Source organism: Dactylosporangium sp. NPDC049525 (assembly GCF_040676755.1).
In the GTDB taxonomy this organism is placed as follows: Bacteria; Actinomycetota; Actinomycetes; order Mycobacteriales; family Micromonosporaceae; genus Dactylosporangium.
Map to the genome: position 1 here is coordinate 47,691 of NZ_JBFAPO010000061.1, position 21,797 is coordinate 69,487.

Here is a 21,797-nt window from a genome sequence, read left to right on the forward strand (position 1 = left end):
CTCCGGATCTGAGTATATGGACAAAACGGCTCAACTATGGTGGATCTGGATGTTCCCCCCGGCGTCTGGAGGCCCCGACGATGACCGCAGCGGTGCAGCCGCAGTTTCTCCAGCAGCTGTCGCACGAGTTGCGGACCCCGCTCACCGGCATCCGTGGCTACAGCGACGTGCTCCGCGAGGAGGTCACCGGGCCGCTCACCGAGCGGCAACGGCACCTGCTCACCATGCTCAACTCCTGCGTGCACCGCCTCGACAGCCTCATCGACGACCTGCTCCTGCTCGCGTCCGTCGATGCCGTCGCCTTCGGGCTGGTGGTCGAGGACCTCGACCTGTCGCGCCTGTGCGATCGCGCGGTGCGGGCGCACACCGCACACGCGCGACCCGACGAACCGGCACTGCGCTGCGTGCACGGCGGCGGAAGCTGCGTCGTACAAGCGGATCCCCGGCAGCTGGAGCACCTGCTGGCAGCGTTGCTCAACCACGCCGCCGGCTGCTTCGCCGGGTGCGCCGAGCTGCGGGTCAGCACCGGTGGCGACGGCACCCGGGCCTGGGTCACCGTCGTCGGCGGCGAGCACGACGAGCCGGCCGGCATCGTCGGGCTCGGGCTCGCCGTGGTGCGCGCGATCGCCGAGCAGCACGGCGGGAGCGTGACGGACGACGGCAGCGAGCTGCGGGTCGTGCTGCCCCGCACCGCCCGGCCCGGTGAGCGGGTCGTGGTCCGGCCGATGCGGCGGGCCCGATGACGGCGGCGCACCACCGCTGGTACGGCTCGATGGCGCTCGCCGCCGCGATCCTCGTCCTCGGGGCGCTCGCCACGATCGGTGTCGCCGTCGTCATCAGCGGCAAGGAACGGCGCACGGCGCAGCAGGTGATCGACCGCCAGTCGGATCTCGCGGCCGCGGCCGTCGCCGGGGAGGTCCGCCGGTACGTCGACACCATCGACAACGTGGCGGCCGCCCTCGGATCCCACGACGGGCTGAGCCCGCAGGAGTTCGAACGGGCGACCTCGAAGGTGCCGGGGGAGGCCCTGGCGGGCGCCACCGCGCTCGTGTTCGTGGTCCCGGCCGGCCCCGCCGACGTCGCCGCGGTGCAGGACGCGTGGCGCGCCGACGGCGCCGACGGGCTCACGCTGCGGCCCGCAGCCGGGATCGAGGAGCACTACTTCGGCGTGTACGCGCGGCAGCTCGACGGCAACGCCCCGCTCGACGGCGGGACCGACCTCGGCGGCAACCCCGACCTCGCCGACGTCATGCGGCAGGCGCGCCGGGCCGGGCGGGCCGCCGTGTCCAACGCGGCGCTGCTCGCCCGGGACGCGTCCCGCCCCGCCGACGAGCAGCGCCGGACCCTCAGCCTCGCCACCCCGGTCACCGGGCCGGGCGGCGCGCTGCGCGGCTGGGTCGTGCTCGGCCTGCGCGGCGAGGGCTTCTTCGGCGGGGCGCTGGGCGAGGTGCTGCACCGGCGGGTCACCGCGACCCTGTCCGCGACCCAGACCGGCGGCGGCCTGCTCACGATCGCGACCGTGCACCGGCTCGCGACCCCCGGCGACGCCCTGCGCCGGCAGCAGGACATCGCGATCGCGCAGCGGCTGTGGCACCTGGAGGTCAACGCCGACCCGCGGGACCTGCCCGGCGCCTACACCGACCGCCCCCTGGTCGCCACCGCCGCCGGTGCGCTGCTGACCGTGCTGGTGACGCTGCTGGTGTACCTGCTGTCGACCCGCCGCTCGAAGGCGATGATCCTGGTGCACGACGCGACCCGCGAGCTGCGCGCCGCCGAACGCCAGGCCCGCAACCAGGCCGCGCTGCAACAGGCGATCCTGACCAGCCTCGGCGAGGGCGTCACGGTCGTCGGTGCCGACGGCCGGGTCCTGCTGCACAACCCCGCCGCCCGGCAGCTGCTCGGCACCGCCGACGACGCCGACCACCTGGAGGACTGGCCGGCGCACTACGGCGCGTACCTGCCGGACCGGGTGACCCCGTTCCCCGCCGCCGAGCTGCCGATGGTGAAGGCGTTGCGCGGGGTATCCGTGGACCGGGTCGAGATGGTCATCCGCAACCCGACCCACCCTGACGGCATCCTCGTCAGCGTCACCGCCCGGCCCCTGGACCGCTCCGCCGGCGGCCCGCGCGGCGCGGTCGCCGTCCTGCACGACATCACCGCGCTGCGCCGCTACGAGACGGAGCTCGCCCAGTTCGCCGCGGTCGTCGCGCACGACCTGAAGAGCCCGCTGACGGCGGTGCACGGGTTCGCCGCGGTGGCCGCCGACGCGCTGTCCGCCGGGCCCGTGGATCCGCCGAACGGTGCCGCGGGCGGTCTCGTGCGCCGCGGCGGTCTGTCGCGGTCCGACACCGCCCAGGCGGCGGTCGAACGGGTCCGGCAGGGCGCCACCCGGATGCGGTCGATCATCGACGACCTGCTGGCGTACACCACGGCCCGCGACGCGCCGCTCAACCTCACCGACGTCGACCTGCGCGCGATCGTCGAGTCCGTGGTCGCCGAGCGCACCGCGCCGACACCGCCGGTACACCTGGCGATGGCGTCCTCGGTCAACCATCCGCCGACCCCGGCGGTGCACATCGGCGACCTGCCGGAGATCAAGGCGGATCCGGGGCTGCTGCGGCTGGTCGTGGACAACCTGGTCGGCAACGCCATCAAGTACACCCCGGCCGGTCGCACGCCGCACGTGTCGGTCACCGCGCACGCCGACGCCGGCGGCGTGCACCTCGTCGTCGCCGACCGCGGCATCGGCATCCCCGACGGGGAGAAGGCCCGCGTGTTCGAGTCGTTCTACCGGGCCCGGCCGGTCGACTACGGCGGCACCGGGCTCGGCCTGGCGATCTGCCGGCGGATCGTGGAACGCCACGGCGGCTCGATCGCGGTCGAGGACAACCCCGGCGGCGGCACCAAATTCCGCGTGACGCTGCCACTGGCCGCCGACGCGGTCGAGCCCGACCCGATCGCGGCGCTGCGCACCTACGGCAGCTCGGCGGACGCGGGTTGGGAACGCCTCATGCGCCCCAGCGACACCGTCACGCCGGCGCGGTCGGCAGCGCGGTGAAGTGGTCCTTCATCGACGGGTAGTAGTCGTCGAAGACCGGCATTGCGGTGCCGTCACGGGAGGCGACGAGCGCGTCGAGGTAGAACTCCCAGCCGGGGCCGAACTCCCCGACGCCGTCGGTGCCGGGCAGGTGGTGCACCAGCCGCAGCTGCGTGCCACCGTCCACGGTGGACAGCAGCAGCTCAAGATGCGCCATGTCGCTGTGCAACGCCAGGCGCGTCGGCGGCTCGCACGCCTCGATGCGCGCCTCGGACCAGGGTGCGCCTTCCTCCTGCACCATCTGGAACTGGATCGTGCCGCCGGGCCGGCCGTCGCCCTTCCACGGGCCGAACCAGCGGGCGGTCCGGTCGGACTCGGTCACGCTCGCCCACACGTCCTCGATGGGTGCGCGGAAGGTGCGGGTGACCACGAGGTCGCCGCCGGTGGGGGTGGGCGTCCAGTAGCCGGTTGGTCGAAGGCTCATGCGATGTTCTCCTCGGCAGTAGGAACGGCGGCGTGGCGCCGGTCGCGGCGGGTGCGGTGGACCTCGGTCTCCAGGGCGTCCATGCGCTGCTCCCAGATCGACGGCGCGGCGAACTGCGCCAGCCAGCCGGTCAGCTCGCCGAGGCGGGTGGCGTCCAGGTCGTAGTGGCGGTGCCGGCCCTGCAGGGTGTCGCGGACCAGGCCGCACTCGCGCAGGACGCGCAGGTGACGGCTCACGGCGGGGCGGCTGATCCCGAACCGGTCGCCGATCTGGGCGGCGATGTGGCCCGCGGAGCGCGGCCCGCCGCGCAGCAGCACGAGGATCTCCCGGCGGGCCGGGTCCGCGATCGCCTCCGCCACGTCGTCCACGACCGGAAGCGTAACCCATGGGTTACACGTTTGCGAGCGTAACGATGTCTGAAGTCTTGCTTAGGGGCCTTGACATCGAAGTATCCGAATCAGAGGATCTGTCAGGTAAGTTACCTATCTATTTAGGAGGAGGCGCCTCGTGAAGATTCCCGGCAGGCTGGTCGGCATCGGTGCCGCGGTCGTGCTCGTCGGCGGGGTGACGGTCGCCGTCACCACCTACGGTGCGGAGGCGGCCGCGGAGACCCTGCTCTCGCAGGGTAAACCGGCCACCTCGTCGTCGAACGAGCTGTCCTCGCTCGGCCCCGGCAACGCCGTGGACGGCAACACCGGCACCCGCTGGGCCAGCGCGGAGGGCGTCGACCCGCAGTGGATCCGGGTCGACCTCGGGGCCACGAAGACCGTCACGCACGTGAACCTCAACTGGGAGGCCGCGTACGGCAAGTCGTACCAGATCCAGACGTCGGCCGACGGCAGCGCCTGGACCAACATCTTCAGCACCACCACCGGCAACGGGGCCACCGACGACCTCACGGGGCTCAACGGCACCGGCCGCTACGTCCGTGTGCTGGGCACCGCCCGTGGCACGACCTACGGCTACTCGCTGTGGGAGTTCAAGGTGTACGGCACCGACGGCACCACGCCGTCCCCGAGCGTGTCCGCCTCCGCGTCGAAGAGCCCGTCCGCGAGCCCGTCGCCGTCGAGGACCCCGAGCAGCAGCCCCAGCACCAGTCCGAGCGCCGGGAAGGACCTCACCGACCCGCGCAAGAAGGACATCGCGATGCAGCTGGTGTCCAGCGCGGAGAACTCGTCGCTGGACTGGAAGGCGCAGTACAAGTACATCGAGGACATCGGCGACGGCCGCGGGTACACCGCCGGGATCATCGGCTTCTGCTCCGGCACCGGCGACATGCTCGAGCTCGTCGAGCTCTACGCCCAGCGGGTCCCGGGCAACGTGCTGGCGAAGTACCTGCCGGCGCTGCGCAACGTCGACGGCACCGACTCCCACGCCGGGCTCGACCCGAATTTCACCAAGGACTGGAAGACCGCGGCCGCCGACCCGGCGTTCCAGACCGCCCAGAACGACGAGCGTGACCGGGTCTACTTCAACCCGTCCGTGCAGCAGGCGAAGGCCGACGGGCTGCGGGCGCTCGGCCAGTTCGCCTACTACGACGCGATCGTCATGCACGGCCCCGGCAACAGCGCCGTCAGCTTCGGCGGCATCCGCCGGGCCGCGATGGCGAAGGCCCGCACCCCCGCACAGGGCGGCGACGAGTTCACCTACCTCAACGCCTTCCTCGACGCGCGGGTCGCGGCGATGAAGACCGAAGAGGCGCACAGTGACACCAGCCGCGTCGACACGGAGCAGCGGGTGTTCCTGAACAACCGCAACTTCGACCTCAACCCGCCGCTGAGCTGGAAGGTGTACGGGGACCCGTTCAACATCCCCGCCTAATAAGTTTAGTGCTGGGCGTCGCCGAGGATCGTGGAGATCGCATCGGCGGCGCCCGGCCGCGCGAACAGGTAGCCCTGCCCGAACTCGCAGCCCAGGTCCTGCAGCGTCGACCACTGCTCCTGCGTCTCGATGCCCTCCGCGACGGTCTGCAGCTGCAGCGCTCGGCCGAGCTGCACGACGGCCTCGGCGAGCGTCGCGTCGCCGTGCTCGGTGTCGATGCCGTCCACGAACGACCGGTCGATCTTCAGGATGTCGACCGGGAACCGCTTCAGGTAGGACAGCGACGAGTAACCCGTGCCGAAGTCGTCGATGGCGAGGCGTACCCCCAGCTCCTTGAGCCGCCCGAGCGTCTCGATCGTCGAGTCGGTGTCCTGCATCAGCAGTGACTCGGTGATCTCGAGGACCACCTGGTGCGGGTTGATGCCGGTCTCCGCGAGGATCTGCCCGACCTCCTCGACCAGGCCCTCGTGCTGGAACTGCCGCGCCGACAGGTTCACGTTCATGCGGATCTTCTCGGTGTCGGGGAAGTCCGCGCACCACTGCGCCAGCTGCTGGCACGCCTGCCGCAGCACCCACCGGCCCAGCGGCACGATCAGCCCGGTCGACTCCGCCAGCGGGATGAACGCGTTGGGTCCGACCATCCCGCGCACCGGGTGCTCCCAGCGCACGAGGGCCTCGACGCCGATCAGCCGGCTGGTCGGCAGGTCCACGATCGGCTGGTAGTGGACCACGAACTCGTCGTTGGCCAGGGCCTGCTCCAGCTCGGCGCGGTCGTCGGCCTCGCGCAGGATGTCGGCGTACATCGCCGGGTCGAACAGCGCGAACCGGTCCCGGCCGGCCGCCTTCGCCGCGTACATCGCGAGGTCCGCGTTGCGCAGCAGCTCACCCGGGTCGGGACCGTCGTCGCCGTCGCCGGCCTTCGCGGTCGCCACGCCGATGCTCGCCGAGCAGACGACCTCGCGGTTGCCGAGGCGCAGCGGGCGGCGGATCGCGGCCAGGAGCCGGTCGCCGAGGTCCATCGCCTCGACCTCGGTCACGTCCTCGACGAGGATCGCGAACTCGTCGCCGCCCAGGCGGGCCAGGGTGTCCGCGGCCCGCAGCTGCTGGTGCAGCCGCAGCGCCGTGGTCGCGATGAGCTGGTCGCCGGCGGTGTGGCCCAGGCTGTCATTGACGAGCTTGAAGTCGTCGAGATCCACCAGCAGCAGCGTGATCCGCCCGCCGCCGCGGCGGTTGCGGGCGATCGCGTGCTCGAGCCGGTCCCGGAACAGCGCCCGGTTCGGCATGCCGGTCAGCGAGTCCGCGAACGCCTGCCGGGTCAGCTCCTCCTCGAGCTCCTTGCGTTCGGTGATGTCCCTGATGCTGATGACCGCCGCCTGCAGGGACGGGTCGTCGAGGCGGTTCGTGCCGATCACGTCGGTGTAGATCCAGGCGCCGTCGGCGCGGCGGACCCGCGACTCGACCCGGGCGGAGGTGCCGGGAGCGCCGTTGATGACGCTCAACCACCACTCCGCCGCCGTGGGCAGGAAGTCCGGGTGGGTGATGTCGGTGAGCAGGTCGCTGGTGACGAACGCCTGTTCGTACCCGAGGACAGTGCGCATCGACGGGCTGCAGTACGTGACGCCGCCGCCGGGCTGCACGGCGATGACCGCGTCGGAGGAGTTCTCCAGCAGCGCCTCGATCCGCCGCTCCGCGCTGAGCCGGGCCGTGTCGAGGCGCCGGCGGTTGCTGGCGGTCCGCGCGCAGAACCACATGACGCCGGCCATCAGCGCCAGCGTCAGCGCCGCGAGGGTGCCGGTGACGGGCCGGTCCCGGGTGAGGACCAGCGACACATACCCGACCAGGGACGCCGCACCGATGCCGATGACGGCCCGTTCGGAGGCGAGCGCCGCCGTCGAGGCCAGGATCAGCGTCACGCCGGCGGGGTAGATGGCGAGCGCGGCGGCGTCATAGGCGGTGAAGGCCAGCAGCACCGCCAGGTTCGCCGCCCACCAGACGGCGAGCACCCGCTGCAGCCACGGCTTGAACACCAGCCGGGGCCAGGGCAGCAACGCCATGGCGCCCTGCACCACCGCGGCACCCGCCATCAACGCCACGAGCAGCGGGCCACCCTGCCAGTCCAGGTGCACCCGGACCGCGCCGATGAGGATCACCCCGACGGCGATCCACGTGCCCAGCCTGATCTGGCGGGCACGGTAATCGCCCTCGTGGTCTTCCAGCGCGTTCACCGACATGGTCCGTTGATCGGTGCCGCCCGTGACTTCCTGAGCCGATCCGCCCCTGCCCGGGGTGCGGAACGGGAGCAGACCGCGACTTCGCCCCTCGGCGCCGTCTGACATTTGTCACCGGTGCGCCGTGAACGGTGCACCGGAAGCGGTGCGCGGCGGCACTACGGCGCGACCACCGGGCCGCGAAGACTGTCCATATGAGACATTCACGCATCCTGCCGGCGGTGGCGGTGGTGGCGGCGCTGGCGCTGGTGGTGGCGGCGCTGCCCGGGACCGCGGTCGCCTCGGACGTGCCGGCGCTGCGGGCCGCGGGCACCGTGCGGCTGGTGCTGCCGGAGCCGACCGGGCCGCACCGCATCGGCACCGTCGCGCTGCACCTCGTCGACCGGTCCCGCCCCGACCCCTGGGTCCCCGAGGAGACCGTTCGGGAGCTGATGATCCAGGTCTGGTACCCGGCCCGCGACGTGCGGCGGTTCCCGCGGGCGCCGTGGGTGTCGCCGGCGCTCGCCGCGCTCATCAACCCGGCCGGCTCCGGGGTCGTGCTGCCTCTCACCCACGCCCACACCGGAGCGCCCGCCGCGCCCGGGCACCGGCCCGTCGTGCTCTACTCGCCGGGGTTCGGCGTCGAACGCACCGCCAGTACCGCGCTCGTCGAGGAGCTCGCCAGCCACGGGTACATCGTCGTCACCATCGACCACACCCACGACTCGCCGCTCGTGGAGTTCCCCGGCGGCCGGGTCGCGACCAGCGCCGTGCCACCGCCGACCGGCGAACCGGGGGAGGAGGAGCGGCTCATCGCCAAGGCGCTCGCCGCCCGGGTCGCCGACACCCGCTTCGTCCTGGACTGGCTCGCCGCCCCGCACCGTACGCTGCCGAACGGCCTGTGGCAGTCGATGGACCAGCGCCGGATCGGGATGGTCGGGCACTCCCTCGGCGGCGCCACCGCGGCGGAGACCATGCTCGTGGACCGTCGCGTCAAGGCCGGCGCGAACCTGGACGGCAGCATGTCCGGCCGGGTCCTGACCGCCGGGCTGGACCGGCCGTTCCTGCTCATGGGATCCGACGGGCACGGCGACGCCGACGAGACGTGGGTCGCGTTCTGGGGCGTCCTGCGCGGCCCCCGCCACCAGCTGGAGCTGCGCGACTCCGGTCACATGTCCTTCACCGACTACCAGGTGCTGCTGCCGCAGGCCGGGATCCCGCCCGCGGACCTCGTCGAGAGCCTCGGCACGATCGAGGGCGGCCGGTCGGTGCGGGTGCAGCGCGCCTACCTGCTCGCGTTCGCCGACCGGTATCTGGGCGGGCGTCGCGGCACCCTGCTCGACGGCCCCTCCACGGCGTATCCCGAGATGCGGTTCCTCCCGTGACGCCGGCGATCCAGGTGTACGGCCTGCGCCGCCGCTACGGCACGTTCGACGCGGTCCGCGACGTCTCCTTCGACGTCGAGCGCGGTGAGCTGTTCGCGCTGCTCGGCACGAACGGTGCCGGCAAGACCTCGACGCTCGAGCTCGTCGAGGGCCTGGACCGGCCGACCGCCGGCACCGTGCGGGTCCTCGGCCACGACCCGGTCCGTGACCGCGCCCAGGTGCGGCCCCGCACCGGCGTGATGCTCCAGGAGGGTGGCTTCCCGCCCGACCTGACCCCGGCCGAGGCGCTGCGGATGTGGGCCGGGACGCTGCCGGCCCGTGCCGCCCGGCCGGTCGCCGAGACCCTGGACCTTGTCGACCTCACCCACCGGGCCGCGGTGCGGATCCGGCAGCTGTCCGGCGGCGAACGGCGCCGCCTCGACCTCGCCGCCGCCGTCATCGGCCGCCCCGACCTGCTCATCCTCGACGAGCCGACCACCGGCCTGGACCCGCAGAGCCGGCACGACACCTGGCGGCTGCTGCGCCGGCTGCTCACGGACGGGGTGACGATCCTGCTCAGTACGCACTATCTGCAGGAGGCGCAGGAGCTCGCGGACCGGGTCGCGATCCTGCACGGCGGCCGGGTGGTCGCGACCGGGTCCGTCGCCGAGGTCGTCGCCGGGTTCCCGGCCAGGATCGCCTTCGACCTGCCGCCAGGCCTCACCATCGACGCGCTGCCGGACGTCGTCGGCGCGTACAGCGAACACGACGGGAGGGTCACCGTGCACACGACGGGGCTGCAGGAGGCGCTCACCACGCTGCTGGGCTGGGCCGCGGCGCAGGACATCGCGCTCAACGGCCTGGATGCCAGGTCCGCCTCCCTCGACGAGGCGTTCCTGTCGATCGCCGGGGGAACATCGTGAGGCGCCTCGCCGCGGTGGGGCGGGCCGAGTTGCTGCTGCTCGCCCGCAACCGCACCGCCGCGTTCAACGCGGTCCTGCTGCCGCTGCTCATCATCGGGCTGCTCGGGGCCGGGCTGGCCGACCTCGACGACCCGGACGCCACCGCCCGGCTGGTCACCGGGATGCTCGGGTTCACGCTGCTCGGCGTGCTCTACTACACCCTCGTCAGCGCGTACGTCGCCCGCCGCGAGGACCTGGTGCTCAAACGCCTGCGGGTCGGCGTCCTCACCGACACCGAGATCCTCATCGGCACCGCCGGCCCCGCGGCCGTCGTCGCGCTCGGGCAGATGGTGCTGTTCGTCGTCGCGGGCTCCGTGTTCGCAGGCTTGCCGGTACCGGCGAACGCGGCCGTCATGCTCATCGGCGTCCTCGGTGGCACGGTCGTGTTCGTGCTGCTCGCCGCGGTCAGCGCTGGGTTCACCCGCACCGTGGAACTGGCCCAGATCACCACCCTGCCCGTGCTGTTCCTGGGCTTCGTCGGCGCCGACTTCGCCGTGCCGGCGGACGCGCTGCCGCCCGCGGTCGCCGGGACGCTACGGTTGCTGCCGTTGGGCCCGACGCTGGAGCTGGTGCGGCTCGGCTGGCTCGGCGCACCTGGGCAGGGCGCGCTGGGCCTGCTCGGCGAGGCGGCCGCGCCGGCGGGGCTGCTGGCGGTGTGGATCGTGCTCGGCTGGCTCGCCGTGCGACGCTGGTTCCGCTGGGAGCCACGGCGGTGAACAGCCCCGGCCCCGGCACCGGCGCTGCTCGGCTTCGGCTTTGGCCTCGGCTTCGGCTTCGGCTTCGGCCTCGGCTTCGGCTTCGGGGAGGGTGTGCGAGTTGATCGGCTGGTGGCGGCGGCGCGGGCAGGCGACGCGCTTTGAGTGGTACGTGCGGGGCTCCTTCTACAGCCAGATCGCGCTGTCGCCGCTGCTCGTCGGGTTCCTCGTCCAGCTGGAGGTGACCCGACTCGGGCTCGCCGTCGTGGTGGCGGGGTTCGTGGTGCTCACCGTCGTGTGCCTGCTGCTGGTCCGGGCGGGCATCAATGCGTACCTGGGGCTGCGGGCCCGGCCGACGGCCCTGATCCTCACCGGCGGCGCACTGACCGCTGCCGGCACCGCCGCCGCGTTCGCGGCCTACCCGCACCCCACCCCCGAGCAGCCCGACGGGCCGGCCACCGCCATCTTCATCATGCTGGCCATCACGTACGTGTCCGCGCTGTGCGCCGCGGTCCGGCCCAGGGCCACCCTTGCCGTCGTGCTCGCCAGCTGCACCGTCAACGCCCTCACCACCGACGGCGCGGCCGCGCTCGCGCTCGCGTTCCTGCTCACGTCCGTCGTGGGCGCGTACCGGGTGCTGCTGTGGATGCTCGGCGTGGTCCGCGAACTGGAGCGGGCCCGGCACGTCCAGGCCGGCCTCGCCGTCGCCGAGGAACGCCTCCGCTTCGCCCGGGACCTGCACGACGTCGTCGGCCGTACCCTGTCGGTGGTCGCGCTGAAGGCCGAGCTCGCCGCGCAGCTGGCCCGCCGCGGCCGGGAGGAGGCGGTCGAGGAGATGCTCGAGGTCCGCCGCATCGCCCAGGACTCCCTGACCGAACTGCGCGCCGTCGTCGGCGGGTACCGCGCCGCGGACCTGGACGTCGAGCTCGCCGGCGCCCGCGCCCTGCTCGCCTCCGCCGGCATCCAGTGCCGCGTCATCGGCGACGGCGGGGCCCTGCCACCCCAGCTGCAGAGCACGCTCGGCTGGGTCGTCCGCGAAGGCATCACCAACCTCCTGCGCCACAGCGAGGCCCGCAGCTGCGTCGTCACCCTGCGCTCTCAGCCTGCCGGCGTGACGCTCACCATGACCAACAACGGGGTCCCCGCCGCCGCGCAGGCGGTCGTGTTCGGCGGCGGCCTGATCGGGCTGACCGAACGCATCACCGCCCTGGGCGGGGTGGTGAGCGCCGCGCGTACCCCACCCGACGGCTTCCAGCTGTCCGTCGAGCTGCCCGTGCCGGTCGCCGCGCCGGCGGTGGCGGCGTGATCCGCATTCTCCTCGCCGACGACGAGCACCTGATCCGCGGCGCCATCGCCGCCCTGCTCGGCCTCGAGGACGACCTCGAGGTCGTCGCCCAGGCCGCCACCGGCGCCGAGGCCCTCAGCCTCGCCCGCGCCCTGCGCCCCGACGTCGCCGTCCTCGACCTGCAACTGCCCGACCTCGACGGCGTCACCGTCGCCACCACCCTGCACGCCGAACTGCCCAGCTGCCGCACGATGATCGTCACCAGCCACGGCCTCCCCGGCCACCTGAAACGCGCCCTCACCGGCGGTGTCCGCGGCTTCCTCGCCAAGACCGTCTCCGCCGAGGTCCTCGCCACCGTCGTACGCACCGTGCACGCCGGCGGCCGCTACGTCGACCCGCAACTGGCCGCCGAGGCGATCAGCGCCGGCGACAGCCCGCTGACCGCCCGCGAGGCCGACGTGCTCGACCTCGCCGCCCATGGCGCCCCCGTCGAGGAGATCGCCCGCCGCGCCGCCCTCTCACCCGGCACCGTGCGCAACTACCTCTCCTCAGCCGTCGGCAAGACCGGCGCCGCCAACCGCCACGAGGCCGCCCGCATCGCCCGCACCCGCGGCTGGATCTGAACAGCAGGTGATCACTCGACCGTGGCGCGGCGTCAGGCGCTGGGCTGTTCGTGATCGGGTGCGGCGGTCGGGAGGGCGGGCGTCCCGTGGCCGGTGGGCTCTGCTGACGTGGCGGCCGAGATCGACGCGCGGTCGACGGTGACGGTGCGGGAGCGGCCGGTGGCGAGGTCGGTGACCGTCACCGTGAGGATGCCGTTGGCGTCGATGTCGAAGAGGACCTCGAGGCGCGGTGGGCCCGGCGGAAGACCGGTGAGGTCGACGACGGCCAGGAGGTGATTGGCCGCGGCCGTCGGGTGTTCGCCCTCCACGACCCGGAAGCGGAGCGACGGCTGGTCCGTGGCGGTCGTGGTGAACAGGTGGCGGCGCAGGGTCGGGATGGTGGTGTTGCGGTCGATGAGACGCAGCACGCCGCCGTCGGCGGTCTCGACGCCCAGGGACATCGGCACGACGTCGAGCAGCAGCAGGTCCGTGACCGTGCCGGTGAGCAGGCCGGCCTGGACGGCCGCGCCGGTCACGGCGCTCGCCGGATCGAGGCGGCGGAACGGCACGGTCGCGCCGGTCAGGGAGCGGAGCAGCGGTTCGACGGCCGGCATGCGGGTGCCGCCGCCGGTGAGCAGGACCTGGTCGAGGGCGGCGGCCTCGACGCCCGCGTCGGCCAGGACCTGGGTGACCGGGCGGCGGCAGCGATCCAGCAGGGTGCGGGTCATCGCCTCGAACTCGGCGCGGGTGACGGTCTCCTGCAGGTGGACCGGGCCGTCGGCGGTGGTGGCGAGGTATGGCAGCCAGACCTCCGCGCTCGTCGCCGACGACAGCTGGACCTTGCCCGCCTCGGCCGCCGCGATGACCCGCTGCAGCGCGGCCGGGTCGTGGGCGGCCTCGACGCCGTAGCGGTCCAGCAGGCGGCGACGCAGGTCGTCGGCCAGGCGCAGGTCCCAGTCGTCGCCGCCCACGCCGAGGTCGCCGGCGGTGGCCTTGACCTCGACGACGCCGTCGCTGACCTCGACCAGGCTCACGTCGAGGGAGCCGCCGCCGAGGTCGTACACCAGGGCGAGCGTGTCGTCCGGGCCGGTCCGTGCGTACGCGAGGGACACGGCGGTCGGTGCGGTGATGACGCGGAGCACGGGGAGCGCGACGCGTTCGGCGGCCGCCGCGAGGGCCGCGCGCCGGGCGCGGTCGAAGCTCGCCGGCACGGTGATGACCGCCGCCTGGACCGGCCGGCCGAGGTGGGATTCGGCGTCGGCGCGCAGCCGGGCCAGGAGCAGCCCGGCGAGGTCCTCTGCGGTGCGGCGCACGCCGCCGCGGGTGACCGCCCAGCCGGTGCCGAGCCTGCGTTGCATCGAGCGCACTGTGTACCGGGGGTTCGCCGCGCCCTGCCGCTCCGCCGCGGCGCCGACGAGGGTCGCACCGTCGGCGGTGATGGCGACGACGCACGGGGTGAGCAGCGCGCCCTCGGCGTTGGGGATGACGACGACGTCGCCGTGCCCGTCCAGGACCGCGACGCTGCAGGCGCTGGTGCCGAAGTCGATGCCGATGACCGGGCCGCCGCCGGGCTCGAACACCCAGGTCGCCGCATCGGCCCCCGCCGCCTCCGCGACGGACGCCCCCGAGGACGCACCAACCGGCGGCGCCGCGAACGCATCGACGGGCGAGGCGACAGGCGACGCCACAAACGCACCAACCGGCGGCGCCGCGAACGCATCGACGGGCGACGCGGCGGGCGCGGCGACGGGCGACGCGGCGACGGGCGGCGCCGGCGCCGCGAACGCAGCGGCGGGTGGTGCTGTGAACACAGCGGCGGGTGGTGCTGTGAACGCGGCAGTGGGCGGGGCGGTGGTCGCGATGTGCAGGGCGCCCTCGGCGACGACGAGCTCCGGGTGGTCCAGTGTGAACGGCGCGACCCGCAAGGCCCGGTGCAGCAGCGTCGCCGCGAGGGGTACCCGCGAAGAACCCCCGACCAGAAACACTCCTGCGACCTCGTCGGCCGGCACCCTGGTGCTGCGCAGCATCGCCACCGTCAGATCCGTGGCGCGGTCCAGCAGCGGCCGGGCGAGCCGTTCGAACTCCTCCCGCCCGACCCGCACCTCGGCGTCGGCGAGGGGCACGTGCAGGTCGGCGGCCGGGCGCCGGGACAGCTGCTCCTTGACCCCGCGGGCGCCGAGGAACAGCTGGTGGCGGGCCCGGCGATCGGCCGGCGTCACCGGGTTGTCGAGCCGGGCCCACGCCTCGGCGGCACCGGTCTGCGCCCGGGCGTGTGCGATGACGGCGGCGTCCAGGTACAGGCCACCGGCGTCGAGCAGGCCGTCGCCCGCGAGGACGGTGAAGCTGTCGCCCACCCGGCGGACCACACTGGCGTCGAAGGTGCCGGCGCCCAGGTCGTACACGACGAGGCAGTGGCCGTCGGGGAGCCGCTCGCCCAGGACGGTGACGAAGTACGCCGCGGCCGCGACCGGCTCGGCCACCAGGCGCACCCCGGTCAGCCCGGCCTGTTCGGCGGCCGCGACCAGGATGCCGCACCGCACGTTGCCCCAGGCGCTCGGGTGGGTCAGCACGACCGCGTCCGGTGGCCCGCCGGCGACCCTGGCCGCCTCGTCCGCCACGGTCCGCAGCACCGCGGCGATCAGGTCGACGACCGGCACGGAGCGCTCCGCCAGCCACACCGTGCCGTGGTCGACGCACTGCTTCGGGTTCGGCTCCCACCCGGCCGGCGCGGACACCGCCGCGTGCTCACCGTCGACGCCGGTCAGCAGGGCGCCGTCGGCCGCGGCGAACACCCCGGAGCTCAGCAGCGGCGACACCCCGAACAGCAGCGGCCTGACCCGCCCGTCCGGCCTGGCGAGCATCGCCACCGTGTTGGACGTGCCGAAGTCGATCCCGAGCTGGTAACCGGCCGGACGCACCTCAGCACTGTATGCACCCGTGCCGACCACACACCGCCGACGCGCTGGCAACATCGGGGCGGTGGAGATGAACGTCGACGACCTCGTGCACCGCGTCAATTGTCTGGTCGAGCTTCACATACCGGGGTTCGAGGAGAAGTGGGCGGGTGCACCTGCTCGCAGGCGGCGGGCGGCCAGGTCGTGGGCGGCGGCGAGGGGGGTGACGCCGGTGCGGGAGGCGGTGTCCAGCAGCGCAGCGACCGTCGTGCCGATCGCCTCGACGCGGGCCGCCGCCTCGGCCGGGGACGAGCCGTGCAGCTCGACGGAGGCGGCGTAGGCGACGCCGCCGGCGCTGGCGACGTGGTCGGGGACCCAGGCGATGCCGCGGGCGTGCAGCAGGTCCGCGGTGCTGTCGGCGTCGAGCTGGTTGTTGGCGGGGCCGGCGATCGCCCGGCAGCGCAGTAACGGCACGGTGTCAGGGGTGAGGACCCCGCCGAGCGCGGCCGGCACGAGGACGTCGACGTCCGACCGCAGGGCGGCCTCCGCCGGCACCAGCGTTGCGCCGAGCGTTGCGGCCAGGGCCTGCCGGCCGGGGTCGACGTCGCTGAGCAGCAGCGTGGCGCCGGCCGCGGACAGGCGGCGGGCGACGTCGGCGCCGACCCGGCCGAGGCCGACGACCGCGAACCGGCGGCCGGCGAGGTCGGGGGAGCCGAACACCGACGCGCACAGGGCGTGCAGCGCCGCGAGCACGCCGGCGGCGGTGTGGGTCGAGGAGTCGCCGCTGCCGCCGGCGGACACGGGGCGGCAGGCCACGTGGCGGGTGCGCGAGCCGATGACGAGCATGTCGTCGGGGCCGGTGCCGACGTCGGGGCCGGTGCCGTACCGGCCGGCCAGGTCCTCGATGGCGTCGCCGACGTCCAGCAGCACGGCCCGCCGGTCGAAGCCGGCGCCGGCGGGCAGGGGCACGACCGTCTTGCCGCCGCCGTTGGGCAGGCCGGCGACGGCGCACTTGACGGTCATCGCGGCCGACAGCCGCAGCGCGTCGGTCAGCCCGTCCGTCCAGTGTGGATAGACGGCGAGCCGGCAGCCGCCGAGCGCGGGGCCGAGGGCGGTGGAGTGCAGCGCGATGATGACGGGCAGCCCGCTGCGGGCGCCGGCGCGGATGACGACCTGCTCATGTTCGAACATGGTGCCGGACGGTAGTACAACGGCCGGACAGGAAGCCATCGAACCGAACGAAGTTCGGAGCAGAGGGCAGAATGGTGACCGTGGACGAACTTGATTCGGCGATCGTGGAGTTGTTGCAGCAGGACGCCCGGCAGACCAACCGGGAGCTGGCCGCGGCGGTCGGCATCGCGCCGTCGACGTGCCTGGAGCGGGTGCGGGCGTTGCGCGAGCGCGGGGTCATCACCGGGTTTCACGCCGAGGTGAGCCTGCCGGCGCTCAACCGGCACGTGCAGGCGTTCCTCCACGTGCAGATCCGGCCGCTGAGCCGGCAGGTGATCGAGGGCTTCAAGGCGCATGTGACCACGCTGCCGGAGGTGCTGTCGGTGTTCGTGGTGGCCGGCGGCGACGACTTCCTCGTGCACGTGGCGGTGCCGAGCGTCGACGCCCTGCACGCGCTGCTGATGGACAAGTTCACGAAGCGGCGGGAGATCGTCGGGTTCCGCAGCTCCATCATCTACCAGCACGCCCGCAACCAGGTCGTGCAGCCACTGGACCAGTGACTACTGGTAGGACTCCGGCAGCAACGGCGCCGGGTGGGCCCAGGCCACCACGTTGTCCAGGCCCTGCTTGTCGAAGAACGCGACGATCTCCGGGTCGGAGTGGCGCAGGCTGAAGTGGGTCAGCACGAACGTGGTCGCCGGGTTGGCCTCGACGATCGGGCGCAGCTCGCTCCACACGGTGTGGCCGATGCGGCGGGCCCGCTCCAGCTGGTCGTCGTCGAGGAACGTGCACTCGGTGACGACGACCGGGTAGTCCAGCAGCCACGGCGAGCGGGTGAAGACGTCGGGCCGGGTGTCGCCGAGGAACGCGAACAGCGGCGTGGCCACCTCGTGGTCGATCTCGACGCCCTCGCGGCGCTTCGCGGCGAGGAGCCGGCCGTCGGCCTTCAACGCCTCGAACTCCGGCTTGATCGCCCGCTTCACCGACGAGAACGCGAAGCCGACACACGGGACCTTGTGCTCGCAGTCGACGACCCGGACCCGGTGCGCGCCACGCTTGCCGAGGGCGAACTCGTCGCCGCCGCGGACGCCGTGCAGCCGGGCGGCGGGCGCCAGCGCCGGGTCGTAGGGCGTGTTGTGGTTCAGGGCGCTGGTCGCCTGGATGTAGCCCTGCGCGAACGGCACCGCCGCGGCCGGCAGGTAGATGTCGACGCCGGTCTCCTTGACCGCGACGTAGTCCAGGTCCTTGCTGTGATCCAGGTGCGTGTGGGTCAGGAACACCGTGTCGGGCTGCCAGCCCTCGACGAGCCCGCAGTCGATGCCCGCCCGCAGCTGCGGCAGCAGGAAGAACGTCTTGTCGTTGGACCGGGAGTAGCCGCTCATCGTGACACCGGCGCCGGGGATCGGCCATGACTTCCACTGGCGGAAGGGATGCCCGCGTTCGAGCAGGTCGGCGTGCGCCATGACGGTCCCCTCCGGTCGGTGTCCAATGTCGACGGTACCGGCGGCGGCAACTCGATTAGGCTGCACCCATGAGTGACCTTCCGGAGCGGGTGGACCGCCGGCAGTTGCGCGCCTCCGACGCGGACCGGGAGCGGGTCGCGGAGGTCCTGCGCACCAGTGCCGCCGAGGGCCGGCTCGACCTCGGTGAGCTCGACGAGCGGCTGCGCGCCGTCTACGCGTCCCGCACCTATGCGGACCTGGAGCCGCTGCTGGTGGACCTGCCGACGCCCTCGACGACGCCGGTGGCCCTCGACGGGGTCCCGCCGAGGCCCGGTGAGGTCGCGGAGCACAGTGGGGCGATCGCGGTCATGAGCGGGTTCCACCGCCGGGGCGCCTGGGTCCCGCCGCGGCTGTTCACCTGCCTGGCGTTCTGGGGCGGCGGCACGATCGACCTGCGCGACGCCCGGTTCCTCTACGGTGACCTGAAGATCCGGGCGTTCGCGGTGATGGGCGGCGTCGACGTGATCGTCCCCGACGACGCCGAGGTCGACGTGAGCGGCATGGGCATCATGGGCGGCTTCGACCATGGCGCGGCCACGGCGGGCCGGCACGGCGCGCCCCGCATCGTCGTCACCGGTTTCGCGTTCTGGGGCGGCGTCACCGTCCGCCGCAAGGAACGCCGCTCCAAGGACAAGCGCAAGGACAAGTACAAGGACGAGGACTGACGCCCGTTCAGACCCGGGCGCGCAGCATGCGGCGCACCACGTCGATGCGTTCCGTCATGTACTTGCCGACGACCGGTGCCGCGTCGACCGCCACCGCCTCGGCGCGGCCCAGGTAGGTCTCGTCGACGGCGTAGATGGGGAACAGCCGGTTCGCGAACGCCATCGCCGGGGTCATCCCGCCGCGGTGCAGCTGCGGCGCCAGCTCCAGGTAGCGCTCCGCGTAGGGGGCGAGCACCTCGTCCTGGCCGGGCCGCCAGAACGTCGCCGTGACGTGCTTGACCTCGCCGATCGGCACCGAACGGTCGACCACCAGCGTCTGCCACACGGCCTCCTTGACGGCCGGATCCGGCGAGGCCGCCCGCACCGCCGTCGCGCGGACCCACGCGTCGGGGTCCGGGTCGACGCCGAGCAGCGCGTCGATCTCGGCGTCGACGGTGCCGCCGAGCTCGGCCTTGCGGGCCAGGGCCCGCCAGCGCAGGTCGACGTCGTCGCCGGCCTGCGCCTGCAGCCACGCGACCTCGTCGAGGTCCGCCGCGGTGCGGGCGAGGGTGCGCAGGACGACCTGGCGCAGGCCGGCGTCCTCGGCCAGTTTCCGGCAGGTCGCGGCGACCGCGGCGAGCAGCTCGGGCCGGTCCGCGTCGGGGGACCACAGCTCGGCCGCGTCCGCGGCGAGGGTGAGGTACGGCTCGATCACCGACCCCGACGTCTCGACGCCGAGGACCCCGGTCAGGCAACGCACCGTCTCCGCCGCGCTCGCCTCGCCGGCGAGCAGCATGTCCCACACGGTGGCCACGGCCACGCCCCGCGAGATGGCGGTCGGCAGCGCCGCGGCCGTCGCGACCAGGGTGCCGCGGACCTCGGGCCGGGTCGTGGCGAACGTGAGGTCCTCGTCGTTGACCAGGTACAGGTCCGCGCCGGCGGGCAGGTCCACCGGCGTGACGGGACCGGCGAGCTCGACCTGGACAAGGTCGATGCGGTGCAGCAGGTCGCCGTCCGCGCGGTAGGCGCCGACCGCGAGGACCTGCGGCCGCGGCGGGCCGTCCGGCCCCCGGGCGTCCAGCACCAGCCGGTCGCCGTCGCGGCGCAGCGTGATCCGGTCGGTCCCGGCGGTCTCCAGCCAGCCCGTCCGCCACTCATCGAGGTCCCGGCCGCTGCTGGCGGCGAGCACGTCGATGAGGTCCTGCAGGGTCGTGCTGCCCCACGCGAACCGCTCGAAGTAGGTGGCCATGCCGGCGGCGAAGTCCGCCTCGCCGACGTAGCGCATCAGCTGGTGCAGCACCGACGCGCCCTTCGGGTAGGTGATCGCGTCGAAGATGGACATGGCCTGCGCGACGTCGTGGATCGGCTGCCGGATCGGGTGGGTGGCCGGGCCCTGGTCGGCGAGGTACGCCGCGAGCTTCCCGCCGGCCAGGTGCCCCGCCCACGCGTCGGTGAACACGGTCGCCCGCTCCGCCGCCCAGTTGCAGGCGAACTCGGCGAACGCCTCGTTCAGCCACAGGTCGTCCCACCAGCGCATCGTGACGATGTTGCCGAACCACATGTGCGCCATCTCGTGCAGCAGGATCTTCGCCCGCAGCTCCCGCTCCGCCGGGGTCGGTGTCGAGCGGAACAGCACGGTGTCGGACCACGTGACGCAGCCGTAGTTCTCCATCGCACCGCCGAACTCGCCGACGAACACCTGGTCGTACCGCCGCTGCGGGAACGGCATCCGGAACACCTCGGCGAAGAACGCGAGCCCCTGCCGGGTCAGGGTGAACAGCTCCTCGGCGTCGCGGTCCAGCACCGGCGCGAGGGACCGGCGGGCCAGCAGCCCCAGCTCGTGCCCGTCGACCTCGCGGCGGACCTCGTGGAACGGCCCGGCGTTGACGACCGTGTTGTAGACCGACAGCGGCGGCGTCGCGGGGAACTGCCACCGGCGCGCCTCCCCAGCGGCCTGGACGACGGGGTCGCCGCTGTTGCTGACGACGGTCCAGTGCGCGGGTGCGAGCACCGTGAACTCGTGCGGGGCCTTCAGGTCGGGCTGGTCGAAGCACGCCCACACGTGGTGGGCCTCGTCCGGCTCGAACGACGTCCACACGTAGACCTCGCCGTCGGCGGGGTCGACGGCCTTGTGCACGCCCTCGCCGTCGCGGGTCTCCGCCTGCACGGTCTCGACCCGCAGGTGGTTGCGCGCCCGCAGGCCGGGCAGCGGGATCCGGCCGTCCTGCGCGGGCGGCAGCGCGACACCGTTGAGCACGGCGCCGACGACCTCGGCGGCGCAGTCGATGAAGCTGTCCGCGCCCGGCTCCCGGCACGTGAACGTCACCTCCGAGACGCACCGCACCCGCGGGCCGGTCGGCAGGTCGGTGAAGTCGATCTCGACGGCATACAGCTCGACGGCCAGCAGCGCGGCCCGGTGCTCGGCTTCGACCTGCGTCAGGCTCCGGTTCGTCATCCCGCGATCCTAAGGCGTGTGCACGGTCCGGGACGGCCTCATAGCTGGACGAGCAGGCGGGTGCGGCGCCAGGTGTACCCGACGGCGCGGTTCACGGCGAGCATCGGCAGGTTGGTCTCGTTGACGGTGACCGCCACCGCGCGGGTCTGCGGGTGCAGGCGGTGCAGGGCCAGGGTGTTGGCGGCCTTGACCAGGCGGGCCAGGCCGAGCCGGCGGGCGCCGGGCAGGACCGCGGTGTCGTGCTGCTCCGCGACCGGCCCGCCGGCGGTGGTGAGCACGGTGGCCGCGACGACCGTGCCGCCGTCGACGGCGGCGCAGACGAGGAGGTCGTCGCCGCCGGCGGTCATGGCCTGTTCCCAGCGGCGGACCGCGGCGGCGTCCCAGGCGCGCGGGGCGAGCTGCAAGTCGGCACCCGGTGCGTCCAGGACGTGGCCGAGCACCTGGCCCAGCGACGCGGCCAGGGCCTCCGGTGCGGCGCCGTGCCACGGGACGACGTCGTAGCCGGGTGGCGCCGCCGCGGTCAGGTCCCGGCAGCGGCGCAGGACGGCCTCGGTGAGCGGCTGCTCGTGCAGCTCCAGGCGCAGCAGCACCTCCCCGTGCGGGAGCTCGTCGTCGCCGTCGAGGACCGTGGTGCGCAGCGGGACGCCGCCGGTGTCGGTGCGCACCCGGGCGAGC

The 21,797-nt window shown here is 73.6% G+C and carries 18 protein-coding genes; 10 read left to right on the plus strand and 8 right to left on the minus strand.

All coding sequences use genetic code 11. From position 1 onward, the window contains the following. Positions 1 to 80 precede the first annotated feature (80 nt). Complete coding sequence (locus AB0K00_RS47725; RefSeq protein WP_363536448.1) at positions 81 to 743, plus strand: HAMP domain-containing sensor histidine kinase; 663 nt, start codon at positions 81 to 83, stop codon at positions 741 to 743. Beyond that, a complete protein-coding gene (locus AB0K00_RS47730; protein WP_363536451.1) occupies positions 740 to 3,058 on the plus strand; it encodes an ATP-binding protein in 2,319 nt (772 codons plus the stop codon). Before AB0K00_RS47725 ends, AB0K00_RS47730 begins: the two co-directional genes overlap by 4 nt. Here AB0K00_RS47730 and AB0K00_RS47735 read toward each other — a convergent pair. Together AB0K00_RS47735 and AB0K00_RS47740 are read right to left on the minus strand one after the other, a co-directional pair. Then, a complete protein-coding gene (locus tag AB0K00_RS47735; protein ID WP_363536454.1) occupies positions 3,030 to 3,521 on the minus strand; it encodes an SRPBCC family protein in 492 nt (163 codons plus the stop codon). The genes AB0K00_RS47730 and AB0K00_RS47735 overlap by 29 nt on opposite strands. Next, positions 3,518 to 3,889 (minus strand): metalloregulator ArsR/SmtB family transcription factor, encoded by a 372-nt coding sequence (locus tag AB0K00_RS47740; protein ID WP_363536457.1) that lies wholly within the window; start codon positions 3,887 to 3,889, stop codon positions 3,518 to 3,520. Before AB0K00_RS47740 ends, AB0K00_RS47735 begins: the two co-directional genes overlap by 4 nt. A gap of 139 nt (positions 3,890 to 4,028) precedes the next feature. Between AB0K00_RS47740 and AB0K00_RS47745 the strand changes: the two genes are divergently transcribed. Continuing rightward, a complete protein-coding gene (locus AB0K00_RS47745; protein WP_363536460.1) occupies positions 4,029 to 5,342 on the plus strand; it encodes a chitosanase in 1,314 nt (437 codons plus the stop codon). Between the two features lie 5 nt (positions 5,343 to 5,347). Here AB0K00_RS47745 and AB0K00_RS47750 read toward each other — a convergent pair whose 3' ends face one another. Further along, positions 5,348 to 7,567 carry an EAL domain-containing protein gene (locus tag AB0K00_RS47750; protein ID WP_363536463.1) on the minus strand — a complete coding sequence of 740 codons (2,220 nt, stop codon included), beginning with the start codon at positions 7,565 to 7,567 and terminating at the stop codon, positions 5,348 to 5,350. Between the two features lie 197 nt (positions 7,568 to 7,764). Between AB0K00_RS47750 and AB0K00_RS47755 the strand changes: the two genes are divergently transcribed. From AB0K00_RS47755 to AB0K00_RS47775, 5 genes are all read left to right on the plus strand, one after another. Further along, the gene (locus tag AB0K00_RS47755) at positions 7,765 to 8,934 is read left to right on the plus strand and encodes a hydrolase (protein ID WP_363536466.1); all 1,170 of its coding nucleotides are present in this window, start codon (positions 7,765 to 7,767) and stop codon (positions 8,932 to 8,934) included. Beyond that, positions 8,931 to 9,836 (plus strand): ABC transporter ATP-binding protein, encoded by a 906-nt coding sequence (locus AB0K00_RS47760; RefSeq protein ID WP_363536469.1) that lies wholly within the window; start codon positions 8,931 to 8,933, stop codon positions 9,834 to 9,836. Before AB0K00_RS47755 ends, AB0K00_RS47760 begins: the two co-directional genes overlap by 4 nt. After that, positions 9,833 to 10,591, plus strand: a complete 759-nt coding sequence (locus AB0K00_RS47765; RefSeq protein WP_363536472.1) for an ABC transporter permease — start codon at positions 9,833 to 9,835, stop codon at positions 10,589 to 10,591. The genes AB0K00_RS47760 and AB0K00_RS47765 overlap by 4 nt, the downstream gene beginning before the upstream one ends. Before the next feature lie 100 nt (positions 10,592 to 10,691). Next, positions 10,692 to 11,876, plus strand: a complete 1,185-nt coding sequence (locus AB0K00_RS47770; protein WP_363536475.1) for a histidine kinase — start codon at positions 10,692 to 10,694, stop codon at positions 11,874 to 11,876. Continuing rightward, a complete protein-coding gene (locus AB0K00_RS47775; protein ID WP_363536478.1) occupies positions 11,873 to 12,478 on the plus strand; it encodes a response regulator transcription factor in 606 nt (201 codons plus the stop codon). Before AB0K00_RS47770 ends, AB0K00_RS47775 begins: the two co-directional genes overlap by 4 nt. 32 nt (positions 12,479 to 12,510) lie before the next feature. Here AB0K00_RS47775 and AB0K00_RS47780 read toward each other — a convergent pair whose 3' ends face one another. Both AB0K00_RS47780 and AB0K00_RS47785 read right to left on the minus strand, forming a co-directional pair. After that, positions 12,511 to 15,375 carry an Hsp70 family protein gene (locus AB0K00_RS47780; protein ID WP_363536481.1) on the minus strand — a complete coding sequence of 955 codons (2,865 nt, stop codon included), beginning with the start codon at positions 15,373 to 15,375 and terminating at the stop codon, positions 12,511 to 12,513. A gap of 114 nt (positions 15,376 to 15,489) precedes the next feature. Continuing rightward, entirely contained in the window at positions 15,490 to 16,542 is a 1,053-nt protein-coding gene (locus AB0K00_RS47785) for a Glu/Leu/Phe/Val dehydrogenase dimerization domain-containing protein (protein WP_363536484.1), read from the minus strand. Positions 16,543 to 16,613: 71 nt separating this feature from the next. On the opposite strand from AB0K00_RS47785, the gene AB0K00_RS47790 reads away from it, so the two are divergent. Further along, positions 16,614 to 17,081, plus strand: coding sequence for an Lrp/AsnC family transcriptional regulator (locus AB0K00_RS47790; protein WP_363536487.1), 468 nt, complete (start codon positions 16,614 to 16,616; stop codon positions 17,079 to 17,081). Here AB0K00_RS47790 and AB0K00_RS47795 read toward each other — a convergent pair whose 3' ends face one another. Continuing rightward, positions 17,082 to 17,984, minus strand: coding sequence for an MBL fold metallo-hydrolase (locus tag AB0K00_RS47795; RefSeq protein ID WP_363536490.1), 903 nt, complete (start codon positions 17,982 to 17,984; stop codon positions 17,082 to 17,084). 68 nt (positions 17,985 to 18,052) lie between these two features. On the opposite strand from AB0K00_RS47795, the gene AB0K00_RS47800 reads away from it, so the two are divergent. Next, positions 18,053 to 18,688, plus strand: coding sequence for a DUF1707 domain-containing protein (locus AB0K00_RS47800; RefSeq protein ID WP_363536493.1), 636 nt, complete (start codon positions 18,053 to 18,055; stop codon positions 18,686 to 18,688). Positions 18,689 to 18,695: 7 nt separating this feature from the next. On the opposite strand, the gene pepN is transcribed toward AB0K00_RS47800, so the two are convergent. Both pepN and AB0K00_RS47810 read right to left on the minus strand, forming a co-directional pair. After that, the gene (pepN, locus tag AB0K00_RS47805; protein ID WP_363536496.1) at positions 18,696 to 21,122 is read right to left on the minus strand and encodes an aminopeptidase N; all 2,427 of its coding nucleotides are present in this window, start codon (positions 21,120 to 21,122) and stop codon (positions 18,696 to 18,698) included. A gap of 38 nt (positions 21,123 to 21,160) precedes the next feature. Then, positions 21,161 to 21,797, minus strand: a 637-nt coding sequence (locus AB0K00_RS47810) for a GNAT family N-acetyltransferase (RefSeq protein WP_363536499.1), incomplete at its 5' end; no start/stop codon positions are given.

Excerpts from the sequence above, each read along its gene's own strand:
- AB0K00_RS47735 (WP_363536454.1), bottom strand. The coding sequence starts at position 3,521 with ATGAGCCTTCGACCAACCGGCTACTGGACGCCCACCCCCACCGGCGGC.
- AB0K00_RS47785 (WP_363536484.1), bottom strand. The coding sequence starts at position 16,542 with ATGTTCGAACATGAGCAGGTCGTCATCCGCGCCGGCGCCCGCAGCGGG.
- AB0K00_RS47755 (WP_363536466.1), top strand. The coding sequence starts at position 7,765 with ATGAGACATTCACGCATCCTGCCGGCGGTGGCGGTGGTGGCGGCGCTG.
- AB0K00_RS47795 (WP_363536490.1), bottom strand. The coding sequence starts at position 17,984 with ATGGCGCACGCCGACCTGCTCGAACGCGGGCATCCCTTCCGCCAGTGG.
- AB0K00_RS47800 (WP_363536493.1), top strand. The coding sequence starts at position 18,053 with ATGAGTGACCTTCCGGAGCGGGTGGACCGCCGGCAGTTGCGCGCCTCC.
- AB0K00_RS47790 (WP_363536487.1), top strand. The coding sequence starts at position 16,614 with ATGGTGACCGTGGACGAACTTGATTCGGCGATCGTGGAGTTGTTGCAG.
- pepN (WP_363536496.1), bottom strand. The coding sequence starts at position 21,122 with ATGACGAACCGGAGCCTGACGCAGGTCGAAGCCGAGCACCGGGCCGCG.
- AB0K00_RS47725 (WP_363536448.1), top strand. The coding sequence starts at position 81 with ATGACCGCAGCGGTGCAGCCGCAGTTTCTCCAGCAGCTGTCGCACGAG.
- AB0K00_RS47730 (WP_363536451.1), top strand. The coding sequence starts at position 740 with ATGACGGCGGCGCACCACCGCTGGTACGGCTCGATGGCGCTCGCCGCC.